The sequence below is a fragment of the Chryseobacterium paludis genome (genome assembly GCF_025403485.1).
GTDB lineage: Bacteria > Bacteroidota > Bacteroidia > Flavobacteriales > Weeksellaceae > Chryseobacterium > Chryseobacterium paludis.
In genome coordinates this window covers 3,131,115-3,144,999 of record NZ_CP099966.1, presented here as the reverse complement: position 1 = coordinate 3,144,999, position 13,885 = coordinate 3,131,115, and the positions used below count along the sequence as shown (strand labels likewise).

12 protein-coding genes are annotated in these 13,885 nt (G+C 34.0%); 11 read left to right on the top strand and 1 reads right to left on the bottom strand.

Features of this window, described 5'->3' with window-relative positions; translation table 11 throughout:
* Positions 1–181 precede the first annotated feature (181 nt).
* From NG806_RS14195 to NG806_RS14185, 3 genes are all read left to right on the top strand, one after another.
* Positions 182–1,861: a M23 family metallopeptidase gene (locus tag NG806_RS14195; RefSeq protein WP_261510211.1), complete on the top strand. Its 1,680-nt coding sequence runs from the start codon at positions 182–184 to the stop codon at positions 1,859–1,861.
* A 72-nt stretch (positions 1,862–1,933) separates the two neighbouring features.
* The gene (locus NG806_RS14190; RefSeq protein WP_261510209.1) at positions 1,934–3,226 is read left to right on the top strand and encodes a phenylacetate--CoA ligase family protein; all 1,293 of its coding nucleotides are present in this window, start codon (positions 1,934–1,936) and stop codon (positions 3,224–3,226) included.
* 114 nt (positions 3,227–3,340) lie between these two features.
* Complete coding sequence (locus NG806_RS14185; RefSeq protein ID WP_261510208.1) at positions 3,341–3,940, top strand: hypothetical protein; 600 nt, start codon at positions 3,341–3,343, stop codon at positions 3,938–3,940.
* Positions 3,941–3,971: 31 nt separating this feature from the next.
* Here the strand turns inward: NG806_RS14185 and NG806_RS14180 are convergent, their stop codons facing one another.
* Positions 3,972–5,213, bottom strand: coding sequence for an NAD(P)/FAD-dependent oxidoreductase (locus tag NG806_RS14180; RefSeq protein WP_261510207.1), 1,242 nt, complete (start codon positions 5,211–5,213; stop codon positions 3,972–3,974).
* Positions 5,214–5,311: 98 nt separating this feature from the next.
* Here NG806_RS14180 and NG806_RS14175 point away from each other — a divergent pair, with 98 nt between their 5' ends.
* From NG806_RS14175 to NG806_RS14140, 8 genes are all read left to right on the top strand, one after another.
* Positions 5,312–6,832 carry an HAL/PAL/TAL family ammonia-lyase gene (locus NG806_RS14175; protein WP_261510206.1) on the top strand — a complete coding sequence of 507 codons (1,521 nt, stop codon included), beginning with the start codon at positions 5,312–5,314 and terminating at the stop codon, positions 6,830–6,832.
* A gap of 56 nt (positions 6,833–6,888) precedes the next feature.
* Positions 6,889–7,620: a 3-oxoacyl-ACP reductase FabG gene (fabG, locus tag NG806_RS14170; protein WP_261510205.1), complete on the top strand. Its 732-nt coding sequence runs from the start codon at positions 6,889–6,891 to the stop codon at positions 7,618–7,620.
* A 17-nt stretch (positions 7,621–7,637) separates the two neighbouring features.
* On the top strand, positions 7,638–8,858 hold the full coding sequence (locus NG806_RS14165) for a beta-ketoacyl-[acyl-carrier-protein] synthase family protein (protein ID WP_261510204.1): 1,221 nt from the start codon (positions 7,638–7,640) through the stop codon (positions 8,856–8,858).
* 4 nt (positions 8,859–8,862) lie between these two features.
* Positions 8,863–9,117: an acyl carrier protein gene (locus NG806_RS14160; protein WP_261510203.1), complete on the top strand. Its 255-nt coding sequence runs from the start codon at positions 8,863–8,865 to the stop codon at positions 9,115–9,117.
* Positions 9,118–9,177: 60 nt separating this feature from the next.
* Positions 9,178–10,059: an LpxL/LpxP family acyltransferase gene (locus NG806_RS14155; protein WP_261510202.1), complete on the top strand. Its 882-nt coding sequence runs from the start codon at positions 9,178–9,180 to the stop codon at positions 10,057–10,059.
* A gap of 140 nt (positions 10,060–10,199) precedes the next feature.
* Entirely contained in the window at positions 10,200–11,738 is a 1,539-nt protein-coding gene (locus tag NG806_RS14150) for a phytoene desaturase family protein (RefSeq protein WP_261510201.1), read from the top strand.
* Positions 11,739–11,823: 85 nt separating this feature from the next.
* Positions 11,824–13,485, top strand: a complete 1,662-nt coding sequence (locus NG806_RS14145; protein WP_261513106.1) for a C45 family autoproteolytic acyltransferase/hydolase — start codon at positions 11,824–11,826, stop codon at positions 13,483–13,485.
* Positions 13,482–13,847 (top strand): hypothetical protein, encoded by a 366-nt coding sequence (locus NG806_RS14140; RefSeq protein ID WP_261510200.1) that lies wholly within the window; start codon positions 13,482–13,484, stop codon positions 13,845–13,847. Before NG806_RS14145 ends, NG806_RS14140 begins: the two co-directional genes overlap by 4 nt.
* The last annotated feature ends 38 nt before the right edge of the window (positions 13,848–13,885 follow it).

Genomic DNA, 13,885 nt, shown 5'->3' with positions numbered 1-13,885 from the left:
TTTTCAATCTTCGGGAAGCAGATTTATCAGCCTTTGCTTCTTAAACTAAAACAATAAAAGAATAAAATCTTTACGTTAAAACAAAAAATAATCATCCGTGAAATCATTGAGAATAGAGAGATCTTTCCAAATGGTTAAGTAAAATTTTGTAAATTTAAAATAATACTTAAAGACCATTCGAATGAAAATCTTTTCCAAATTATTGCTTATTGTTTTTTTTGTGAGTGGAAATTTAATCTTTGCTCAAAACAATTATCCGCAGAATTATTTTAGAAATCCTTTAAATATTCCAATACAGCTAGCTGCCAATTTTGGAGCTGTCCGTGCTAATCATTTTCATATGGGACTGGATATACGAACTAATAGTCAGGAAAATCTACCTGTTGTTGCAGCAGCGGATGGTTACGTAAGCAGGATAAAAGTTGAGCGTTATGGTTTTGGAAATGCGGTCTACATTACACACCCTAATGGATATACGACAGTTTATGCCCATTTGAATGCATATTTTGATCAGCTGGATAAATATGTAAAAGAAAAGCAATATAAAGATGAAAAATGGGAACAGGATATCACTTTTTCGCCTCAGCAGTTTCCTGTAACAAAAGGGCAGCTGGTTGCGCTAAGTGGAAATACAGGAGGTTCTGCTGGCCCACATTTGCATTTTGAAATAAGAGATACAAAAACCGAAGACTGTCTCAATCCATTACTTTTTGGGTTTAATATTCCGGATCGTGTTTCACCGATTATCAGCGGTTTGTATTGGTACGACAGAAGGTTCAGCTCTTATGAACCCGGAGCAAATTCTGTTGCAGTTAAAAAAGCGGGAAATTTGTACGCCTCGGGTATAATTCAGGTGAATTCACCGTCAATCAGTTTAGCTATAAAAGCGGTGGATAAAGCCAATCAAGGTTTTAATCTAGGAATTTATGATGCTGAATTGCGGATGGATAATAAATTAATTTACCGTTTTGAAATTGATAAGATCAGTTATGATGATACCCGTTATAGTAATGGCTGTATTGATTATCCGAAATTTATTCGTGATAAAATGAGTATTCAACAATTGTCTGCTTTACCGGGAGTGAAACTGCCAGATTATAGTTTTGATTCAAATGGGATTATTAATTTTCAGGACGAAGAGATTCACAATATTGAAATTGTTTTAAAAGATGTTAATGGAAATACAAGCCGATTAACAACAAAAGTTCAGTTTATCAAAAGTTCAGATAAAGTCTTTTCTAGCAATAAAACGGTAAATCCTAATGAAGGAAAAATTATTAAAACAGAGAATGCAGAAATTAATTTTAGTAAAAGTGCTTTTTATGATGCCGTAAATTTTAATATGTATGAAAGATCTGATTCAGAGGCTATTTCAAATGCTGTTATATTAAATGATTCTTCCATTCCGGTTCATGATAATTATTCTTTGAAGATAAAGCCTAATAGAAAATTAAATGGTGAAGAAAGGGATAAAATAGTTATGGAGTTCAATTACGGCAGTGATAAAGATGTGATCAAAGGAAAGTGGAAGGGCGATTGGATGGAAGGTCAGTTTAACAGATTGGGTATTGCCAGATTACTTTTGGATAATAGTTTGCCCTCTGTTTCTTCAGGTTGGAAAGAAGGTTCGCTTGTTGGAAGTAATTCATTACGGTTAAAAGGAACAACTGAGATTGGTGATATTGAATCATTCCGTGCAGAATTGGATGAGAAATGGCTTCGGTTCGCTCGTGTAAAAGATGATTTCGTATATATTTTTGATGAGAATTGTCCCAAAGGTTCTGGTTTACACACTTTAAAAGTAACAACAATAAACACAGCAGGAAATATAAATACTCAAACTTTTACATTTCAGAGGTGAAAATATTGGAATTTTTATTTTTTAATCTTTTTAATTTTAATTAAATAAATTTGTTGCTTAAAATTAAAATCATTGGAATTTTATCCGTCAATTGAGAAATCAGATCTTCAGGAAATTAAAGCATTCCAGGAGGAAAAACTTCAAGAGCTTTTAGCCTACCTTGAAAGCAAATCGCCATTTTATAAGAAATTATTTAAAGAAAATAATATCAGCATTCATGATATTCGATCTTTAGAAGATTTGCAAAAGATTCCAACGACAACCAAAAATGATTTACAACAGTATAATCATGATTTTTTTTGTATTCCACCTACTGAAATTGTGGATTACAGCACTACTTCCGGAACCTTAGGAGATCCTGTAACTTTTGGATTGTCAGATAATGATCTTGAAAGATTAGCTTATAATGAGGCTGTTTCTTTTGCCTGTGCCGGAATACAAAAAGGAGATGTTGTGCAGATGATCACTACGATTGATAAAAGATTTATGGCTGGCTTAGCCTATTTTTTAGGGTTAAGAAAAATGGGCGCAAGTGTGGTAAGAATGGGCCCTGGAATTCCAGAATTGCAATGGGATTCTATTTTCAGATACAAGCCGAAATACCTGATCACAGTACCTTCCTTCTTACTTAAAATGATAGACTATGCTGAAAAGCATGGAATAGATTATAAAAATTCCAGCGTGTATGGCGCAGTTTGTATTGGAGAGAGTATAAAAAATCAGGATTTTACGGATAATATTCTTTCTCAAAAAATTAAAGAAAAATGGAATATTAAATTATTCTCAACATATGCTTCTACAGAAATGAGTACCGCATTTACAGAATGTGAATTCCAGATCGGGGGGCATCATCATCCGGAATTAATTATTACTGAAATTCTTGATGATAATGAAAATCCTGTGCAAAAAGGTGAAAGCGGGGAGCTGACGATTACCACTTTAGGAGTAGAAGCTATTCCGTTACTTAGATTTAAAACAGGAGATCTTGTAAAAGCACATGACGAACCGTGTCAATGTGGAAGAAACACAATGCGATTAGGGCCTGTTGTCGGAAGGAAACAGCAAATGATCAAATATAAAGGGACTACTCTGTATCCACCTGCAATGAATGATATCCTGAATGACTTTAATAATCTACTATGCTATCAGATTATTATTCAGTCTAATGAAATTGGATTGGATGAAATTATTATTAAAGTAAGTACAGACGAGGAGCCTGAAAACTTCGTAAATGAAGTACGGGATCATTTCCGCGCAAAGTTAAGAGTAAGCCCTAAAATAGAAATCGTAGAATTTGATATTCTGTCTAAAGTTGTTCACAATCCTAACAGCAGAAAACCCATAACTTTTGTTGATCTACGATAGATTAAATACGATAGTCTGCTAAAATATTATTAATAAGAAATAAGACTGGCCCATGCAGCTGGTCTTTCTTTTTGCATATATTTGCGAAATTATTTAAGAAAATAAATGTAAACTATGAAGAAATTATTAGTAGTGCTATTTGTAGCAATTTTTACGACAGCTTTTTCTCAAGAGTTAAAAATTGTTTCTGGAAATTTTGATTTTTTAAAAGATCAAACAGAAGTTAATGTAGAATTGAAATTTGATAACGCTCTTTATCAGGTAGAAAATTTTACTGAAGCTCAATATCTTGAGAGAAGAAAAAAAGAGGTGCTGGCTAAAAAGACAGAGCAGGATTGGCAGAAATGGAATGAAGAATGGGAGAAATATAAATCATCAGAGTACATACAGTATTTTTTTAAAGGAATAAATGGTAAATCAAAGAAAGTTACTTTTAAAAATGATGTTAAGGCAAAATATACTTTGATTATTGATGCTAAGTGGATTTATGCAGGATGGCATGGTGGAATAATTGGACAGGAAGCAAAATTATCTTCTGATATGAAATTTGTAGAAACAGATAATCCTTCAAAAATTGTAATGGAGCTGAAAGGTGATAAAGTTCTAGGGAAACCACAAAATAAAGCTTTTGTAATGGAGTATGGAAGAATTGCCGGGGCATATGAAGCTACTGGAAAAGTGATAGGAAAAGAAATAAAAAAAGTTATAAAATAAAAAAAGCGGTCTGAATTTCAGACCGCTTTTTTTATTGTTGTTTCTCTGTTTTAATAAGATTAGCGAGATTTTTTATGACAGTATCATGTTTTTTTACAAAAGGATTGTCTTTATTCCAGACATAACCTGCAAGAACCGCACATATCTTTCTTTTTACATCTTCGTTTTCCGGTCTGTGGAAGAATAATTCCTGAAGGTTTCCGGTATACCATTCCTTTACATAAGTTGTGAAAACGTCTACTCCATATAATATATAATCCGAGTATTCTTTTTGCCAGTCTATAGTATCACCATTTAACTGTCTGATGGCCAATTTTGCAGCCAGCATTCCCGATTCTGTAGCAAAGGCCATTCCTGAAGAAAAAACAGGATCTAAGAATTCGGAAGCATTTCCGGTGAGTGCAAATCCATCGCCATATAGTTTTTTAACAGAACATGAATAATCAACTAGTTTTTTAGGTTCAAATATAAAGTCCACATTTCCAAAACGTTTTACGTAATAGTCGGATAAGGAAATTGCCTTTCTTAGAGCTTCTGTTGTATCTCCGCTCTCTGCTAGTTTCTCAATATAATCTGTAGGACCTACAATTCCAACACTTGTATTTCCATTTGAAAAGGGAATTACCCATAGCCATACTTCAGTTTCAATAATGTCGAAAGAAATCAACGTACCTTCTGTACCTTCCTCCCTGTTTGTATCTATGACATGAGAGAAAATAGCAGAATGGGGAGATAGTTTTGAAGGTTTCTCAAGATCTAATAAGCGAGGTAAAACTCTACCGTATCCACTGGAGTCAATAACAAACTTTGCATGGATTTCTTTCGTTTCTCCATTCTTGTTTTTTACGGTAGTGATAGAATCTGTTCCCTCAAATTTGATGTTAATTACTTCTGTTTCGAATTCAAGATCAATTCCTTTGTTAATGACTTCATTAGCTAAAGTATTGTCAAAATCAGCTCTTGGTACCTGCCAGGTCCAGTCCCATCCTTCACCGAATTTATCACTGAAATCAAATAGGCAGACTTCATCACCTCTTAAGAAACGGGCTCCCAGTTTTTTTTCAAAACCCATTTTATCCAAAGCAGGAAAAAGCCCGGCTTCTTCAAAATGATCCATTACCCTGGGAATTAGGCTTTCACCTACAACTAATCTTGGGAATTTTGTTTTTTCAACAACTTTTACGTTGATACCGTTCTTCTTTAAGTATGAGGAAGATACGCATCCGGAAGGTCCGGCGCCGATTACAAGAACGTCAACAAATTCTTTACCCATCTTTGATTTTTTATTTTAATAATAACTTCTATCTTTGCCGCAAAATTAGTGACAATTAATTAATATTTTATAAAATTATCTACTATTACTTCTGATTAATGAAAATAGACAACTTTTTAGAACTGAGGGATTTTCAAAAAATTATTATTGAAAATGAAAAAATAGAACTGGATGATTCACTTTTAACAAGAGTGGAAGAAAGCTTTCAGTTTTTAAAAGAATTTTCAAAAAATAAGGTAATATATGGTGTAAATACTGGTTTTGGGCCAATGGCTCAATTTAAAATCAGTGATGAAGACACCCACCAACTTCAATATAATTTAATAAGAAGTCACTCTTCAGGAATAGGAAATCCGTTGCCTGAGCAGGAAGTTAAAGCTTGCATGTTAGCAAGACTTAATACTTTGTCTTTAGGAAATTCTGGTGTTCATAGTTCTGTAATTTATTTACTTAAAGAGTTAATAAACAGAGATATTACACCGTTGATCTTTGAGCATGGAGGAGTAGGAGCAAGTGGGGATTTAGTTCAATTGGCTCATTTGGCATTAGTGCTAATTGGTGAGGGTGAGGTGTTTTATAAAGGAGAAAGAAAATTAACTAAAACAGTTTTTGAAACTGAAGGACTAGAACCGATAAAAGTTGAAATTCGTGAAGGCCTTGCCTTGATGAATGGAACTTCAGTAATGTCCGGTATCGGAACTGTTAATGCATATAAAGCGAATCAGCTTACAGACATATCTATAAAACTTTCCTGTGCTATTAATGAAATTGTTCAGGCTTATGATGATCATTTCTCAGAAGTATTAAATGGGACAAAAAGGCATTATGGTCAGCAGAAGATTGCCGAAAAAATGCGTGCTCATTTATCTGACAGCAAGTTGATCAGAAAAAGAGAAGATCATTTATATACTCACTTTGAAGAACAGGAGAAGGTATTTAAAGAAAAAGTTCAGGAATATTATTCATTAAGATGTGTTCCTCAGATCCTAGGTCCAGTATTGGATACTTTAGAGTATACAGAAAAGGTTCTTGAAAATGAGATCAATTCGGCTAATGATAACCCGATCATCAATGTTGAAGACAAACATGTTTATCATGGTGGAAACTTTCATGGAGACTATATCTCTTTGGAGATGGATAAGCTGAAATTGGTGGTTACAAAATTAACGATGCTTGCAGAAAGACAATTGAATTATCTTTTGAATTCAAAGATCAATGAAATTTTACCTCCTTTTGTAAATTTGGGTAAATTAGGATTTAATTTTGGAATGCAGGGAGTGCAGTTTACGGCAACTTCAACTACCGCTGAAAGCCAGATGTTGTCCAACTCTATGTATGTTCACAGTATCCCTAATAATAATGATAATCAGGATATTGTAAGTATGGGAACCAATGCGGCTGTTGTTTGCAGGAAAGTGATTGAAAATGCTTTTGAAGTATTGAGCATAGAAGCGATTACCATCGTTCAGGCTATTGAATATTTAGGTTTTCAGGATAAGGTTTCATCTGCTACAAAGAACTTGTATGATGATATAAGAAAAATTATACCAGCTTTCTCGGATGATATGGTAATGTATCCTTATCTTGAGGAAGTAAGAAAATATTTAAAGACAATGTAACCATCGGCTATAATAAATTGTCTATTACTAAGGGGGAAATATTAAAAACTAAACACATGAAATGTGCAATTGTAACAGGTGGCTCAAGAGGTATTGGAAGAGCTATTTGTATAAAACTGGCTGAAGAAAAAAACTATCATATACTGATCAACTACACTTCAAATGAAGTGGCAGCCAAAGAAACACTGGCTAAAGTTGAAGAGCTTGGTGCTACAGGAGAAATACTTAAGTTTGATGTTGGGAATGCAGAAGAAACCCTTAAAGTGTTAGGAGAGTGGCAGGAAAATAATGTTGACGCGTTGGTTGAGGTTATTGTAAATAACGCTGGTATTACAAGAGATGGTTTATTTATGTGGATGAAACATGAAGATTGGAATAGTGTGATCAATACAAGTTTAAATGGCTTTTTCAACGTGACGAATTTTTTTATTCAAAAATTGTTGCGTAATAAATATGGCAGAATTATTAATATGGTTTCCGTTTCCGGAGTTAAAGGAACAGCGGGACAAACCAATTATTCTGCAGCAAAAGGAGCCTTGGTAGGAGCTACGAAAGCACTTGCGCAAGAAGTGGCTAAAAGAAATATCACAGTAAACGCGGTTGCCCCTGGATTTATCAGAACAGATATGACACAGGATTTTAATGAAGATGAATTGAAAGCAATGATTCCTGCCAACAGATTTGGAGAAGCAGAAGAGGTTGCTGATCTGGTTGCATTTTTAGCTTCTAGAAAATCCTCCTACATTACAGGAGAAGTGATTAATATTAATGGAGGTATTTACTCATAATCAATATTATAAGTAAGATGGAAAATAGGGTTGTGATTACCGGAATGGGAATTTATTCTTGCATCGGAACTTCTTTGGAAGAGGTGAAGGAATCCCTATATCAAGGAAAATCCGGTATTGTCCTTGAGCAGGAAAGAAAAGATTTTGGATACAGGTCTGGATTAACAGGGCGTGTGCCAAAGCCTGAATTGAAGGGTCTTCTCAATAGGAGACAGCGTGTAAGCATGGGAGAAGAAAGCGAATATGCTTACCTGGCTACAGTTGATGCATTAAAACAGGCTCTGGTAGATGAAGATTTTCTTGATCATAATGAAGTTGGGATCTTATATGGCAATGATAGTGTTTCTCAGGCAGTCGTTGAAGCTATTGATATTGCAAGAGAAAAAAAAGATACCACATTAATGGGTTCGGGTGCGATTTTCAAATCTATGAACTCTACAGTAACAATGAATCTTTCTACTATTTTTAAACTGAAAGGGATCAATCTTACCATTAGTGCAGCCTGTGCAAGTGGATCACATTCTTTAGGATTGGCTTATTTGATGATTAAAGGTGGTTTGCAGGATATGATCGTATGTGGTGGAGCACAGGAAACCAATAAGTATTCAATGGCAAGTTTTGATGGATTGGGCGTCTTTTCAGCAAGGGAAGATGAACCTGAAAAAGCATCAAGGCCATTTGATTCAGCAAGAGATGGATTAATACCAAGCGGAGGAGCTGCCACTTTAATTGTGGAAAGTTTAGAATCCGCGCAGAGAAGGGGAGTTCCTATTTTGGGCGAAATTATAGGATATGGATTTTCTTCAAACGGTGGGCATATTTCTACTCCCAATGTGGATGGCCCGGCTTTAGCAATGAGCAGAGCATTAAAACAATCCGGATTAAATGCAAATGATATAGATTATATTAATGCTCATGCAACTTCCACTCCAATAGGGGATGCCAACGAAGCGAGAGCGATTTATGAAATTTTTGGAGAAAATGTTCCTGTAAGTTCTACAAAGTCGATGACTGGGCATGAATGCTGGATGGCAGGAGCCAGTGAGGTGGTCTATTCGGTATTGATGATGCAGAATGATTTCGTGGCACCAAATATCAATCTGGAGAATCCTGATGAAGAAGCAAGAAGGATAAATTTAGTATCCAAAACAAAAAATCAAAAAATTGACGTATTTTTGTCAAATTCTTTCGGATTTGGGGGAACCAATTCCGCATTAATTGTTAAAAAATTTGATTAAAAACATGGAAAGAGAAAAAATTGTTGCTATCGTTAATGATTTTTTAGTGAATGAATTTGAGGTTGATAGCGACGACATACAAAATGACGCTAACCTTAAAACAACTTTAGGTTTAGACAGTCTGGATTATATTGACATGGTGGTCATTATTGAAGCCAATTTCGGAGTGAAACTAGGTGAGGCCGACTTTAAAAAGATGATCACATTTGATGATTTTTATACGACTATTGAAGATAAAATCACTAATAAAAACGCATAATTATTTGACTGAACTTTATTTTTTATTATAAAATTCCACGATAAACTTTACGGATAAAGGATGAACAAATGGAAAGGTAAGTCTAAAGGGACAATATTAGGATATAAAATATTCGTCTACTGTATTAGAAATATCGGCATTAGAAGTTCGTATTTTGTGCTTTATTTTGTAGCCACCTATTACTTTCTGTTTCTAAAAAAGAGTAATCGATACATCTATTATTATTTCAACAAAAGATTAAATTACAGCTTCTGGAAATCTAAGATTTCTATATTTAAAAGTTATTTTATTTTCGGAAAGGTTTTAATTGATAAGACCGCGATCTCAGTAGGATTGAGAGAACGGTTTACCTATGAATTTGATGGAATTCAAAATCTTAAAGATCTTCTTAACGAGAAAAAAGGAGGTGTTCTAATCAGTGCTCATATCGGAAACTTTGAAATTGCAGAACATTTTTTTGCAGATATAGATTTTGATTGTCAGATCAATTTAGTGACAACAGATCAGGAAGTTACAGTGATCAAAGAATATATGGATAGCGTTGCTGTTAAAAAGAGTAATATCAAGTTTATCTATGTTAAAGACGATATGTCCCATATTTTTGATATCAATACGGCTTTGTCCAATAACGAGTTGATTTGCTTTACGGGAGATCGTTATTTCGAAGGTTCAAAGTTTCTCGAGACAAAATTATTAGGAAAAAGCGCAAAATTTCCTGCTGGTCCATTTCTTATAGCTTCCAGGCTGGGCGTTCCTGTTGTGTACGTTTATGTAATGAAAGAAAAAAATCTACATTATCACCTTTATGCACGAGTAGCACAGGTAAAAAAACGAGATGCCCAGGGATTGTTGAACTCATATGTACAGAATCTGGAATCTATGCTGGCGAAATATCCTCTTCAATGGTTTAATTATTTCGATTTCTGGGATGATATTAATTAATTTTCTATACTTTTAAGGCATAAAAACTAACAATAAACTCAACTTATCAATGTCAATTTTAAAAATAAGGTTTCTAATCTTCAAAGATGATAATATCTGATCGAGCCTAATTTTAAAATGATCTAATAACACAATTTCCTTTGAAAAAAGAATACGACATACTTGTAATCGGTAGCGGATTAGGGGGGCTTGTTTCGGCACTGATTTTAGCGAAAGAAGGCTTGAGAGTATGTGTATTGGAAAAAAACAATCAATACGGAGGCAATTTACAAACCTTTTCACGTGATAAACTGATTTTTGATACAGGAGTTCATTATCTGGGAGGCCTTTCAAAGGGGCAGAATTTACATCAATACTTTTCATATCTGGAGATAATGGATGATCTGGAAATCCATCAGATGGAACGGGATGGATTTGATAAAATTACTTTTAATGGTGATGAACAGGAATATCCCCATGCCCAAGGATATGATAATTTTGTATTGCAATTATCTCAATTTTTTCCAAACGAAAAAGAAAATCTGGAGAGATATTGTGAAGGAGTTCAGTATGTATGCAACCATTTTCCAAGATATAATGTAACAGGAGAAGATAATTACAACGAGGAGATTCTTCACCTTAATACCAGGAGATTTATAGAATCCATTACTTCGGATAAAAAACTGCAGTCTGTTTTATTGGGATCTAATTTTCTATATGGTGGGGATTCCGAACACACCCCTTTTTATGTTCACGCACTTACTGTTAATTCGTGTATTCAAAGTGCTTATAAATGTGTAAGAGGTGGAAGCCAGATTTCTAAATTACTTATCCGAAAACTCCGGGAATATGGTGCAGAAGTTCATAAACATGCAGATGTATCTGAAATGGTTTTTAACGATAAAAATGCTCTTATAGCAGTAAAAACTAAGTCAGGAAAAGAGTATGCCGCTAAAAAATTTATTTCCAATATAGAAATTCGTTCGACGCTTAAACTAATAACTGAGAAAAGATTGAGAAAATCCTTTCTGAACAGGGTTTTGAGTTGGGAGCCGGTTTCATCATGTTTTAGTGTATATTTGGTTTTAAAACCCAATAGTATTCCTTATTTCAATCATAATATTTACCATTATTCTTCTGAAGACCATGTGTGGAAAGCTTATCGCTACGAAAAAGAAAGCTGGCCGGAAGTATATATGCTTACATCAACGCCCTCAAAGCATGCTGCTGAATTTGCAGAAAGCTTAACAATTATTTCCTATATGGATTTCGATGAGGTGAAAACCTGGCAGAAAACGGTAAATACTGTAGTAGATGAGCATGAACGAGGAAAAGACTATGATGAGTTTAAATTAGAAAGAGCTCATAAAATGATTGATGCCTTAGAAAAGAAAATTCCTGATCTGAGAAAATTCATTACGAATATTCATACTTCCTCACCACTTTCATATCGTGATTATATCGGAAGCTTTGATGGGAATATGTATGGGTATGCAAAAAGTTCTGATAACCCCTTAAAAACAATGGTTTCACCACGAACCAAGGTTGATAATCTATTTTTAACCGGACAGTCGGTGAATATGCATGGCATTCTTGGATGTACGATCGGTGCATTCAGCACCTGTGCTGAGATCTTGGGAAAAGACGTTATTAACGAGCGTTTAACGCAAATGATTAAGAATAGTAATGAAGAAAAATAGTATCAGATCTATCATTCTGATGGGGATCAAATGGAGTGAGGAATATAAACCCACGAGAGTAGATTTTTCTTTTCTTAGAAATGAGATGACTCAAAGGGTGTTGATCTATCTTTTCTTCATTCTTAACCTTATTTCTTGTGGCATAAGAAAATCAATTCATCATCTTCCGGAAATAAAACAATACCCTTTAGAAATCCCAATTGTTAATAAAATCAACGATTCGACTTTTAGGTATAATCAAAATTATTTAACCAAAAACAAACAACAGCTTTGGGAATTATATATCAAAGGAAACGCGCTTCAACTGGGTTATAATAATGGAGCGCTTACCCAGGATTTAATGCAAAAACAGGAAGCTATTTTCTTTTCTAAAGTGGAAGGTTTTGTTCCGTCGAAGTTCAAACAAAAATTATTACGCGGTTTTCTGAAATGGTACAACAGGAAAATGTACTTAAATGTAAGAGAAGATTACCAGGCTGAGTTATATGGCTTATCAAGGTATTCCTCTGATCAATATAATTTTATTGCACCACGGTATTTGCGCAGTTTATATTTACATGGGGCACACGACATTGGTCATGCAATGCAGGATCTGGCTATGGTAGGATGCAGCTCATTAGCGGTTTGGAATGAAAATACAGAAGATGGAGATTTGTTAATTGGTAGAAATTTTGATTTTTACGTTGGGGACGATTTTGCTAAAAATAAACTTATAGAATTTGTAGAGCCTGAAGAAGGTATTCCTTATATGTCTGTAAGTTGGCCGGGAATGATAGGGGTAGTCTCCGGAATGAATAAAGAAGGTATTACTGTAACAATTAATGCAGGAAAATCCAAAATTCCATTAACTGCCAAAACCCCGATTTCTCTCGTTACGAGGGAGATTTTGCAATACGCTAAAAATATTGATGAGGCAATTACTATTGCAAAAAAAAGAAAAGTATTTGTATCCGAATCGATACTTGTGGGAAGTGCAAATGATAAAAAAGCGGTTATTATAGAAGTTTCACCTACTAATTTTGGAGTCTTTAAAGTTCAGAATTCAAGCAGCATTTTTTGCACAAACCATTTTCAGTCAGAAGCGTATAAAAATGATAGGAAAAATCAGAAACATATCGTTGAAAGTCACTCCGAATACCGTTATGAAAAACTTCAGGAGCTCTTTCAGGGGAATAAGAAATTAAATCCCGAAAAAATGGCTTCTATTCTGAGAGATAGGTCAGGTCTGAAAGGTGAGAAAATTGGTTATGGAAATGAAAAGGCAATTAATCAGCTGTTAGCTCATCACGCAGTTATATTTTCGCCACAAAAGAAGCTGGTATGGGTTTCCTCAAATCCATATCAATTAGGAGAGTTTGTATGCTATGATTTAAATAAGATCTTTTCTAAAGATCGATTGGTTTCTGGAGAACTAGCTGCTTCTCAATTTAATATTGCAAAAGATCCTTTTGTGGATTCAGAAGAGTTTGAAAATTATGAAACGTACAAAATGATGAATTCGGAAATTAGTGATGCTTTGAACAGTAAAAAAATGGTTTTAACAGAAGATTTTCTTTCTTATTACCAATCCTTAAATCCTAATTTTTGGTTGGTTTATTATCAATCCGGAAAATATTATTTTAAGGAAAAAGAATATACGAAAGCAAAAATAGAATTTGAGAAAGCTCTGACGAAAGAGATTACCACTGTTCCTGATAAAGAGAATGTTCAGAAATATCTTAAAAAGACACTTAAAAAGATAAAATGATTTCAAAGAAAATTAAAATATTGTTCAGTATCCCGTTCATCATTATATTTTGCTACATCTGTTATTTGTTGAGTAAATATGGTTCAATTCCTGAGGTTATTCCAATTCATGGGTATGGAAAAAATACAGATGGATTTGGGAATAAAATGTTTCTTTTTTTTCCGATTTTACTCAATTTAATACTTTTATTATTTATTTGGTGGATTCTTAAAAGACCGGATAAGATCAATTATTCATTTGAAATTAAAGAAGAAGATAAGGCTAAAACTTATGCTATAACGCAAATGGTATTGGTCATTATTGCAATATTTATTACGGTTATACTTAGTGTTTTGCTATTTTCAGGTGTTGTATTTAAGTAAGATCATTACAATAGTATTTTAATTTTTATATGATATTC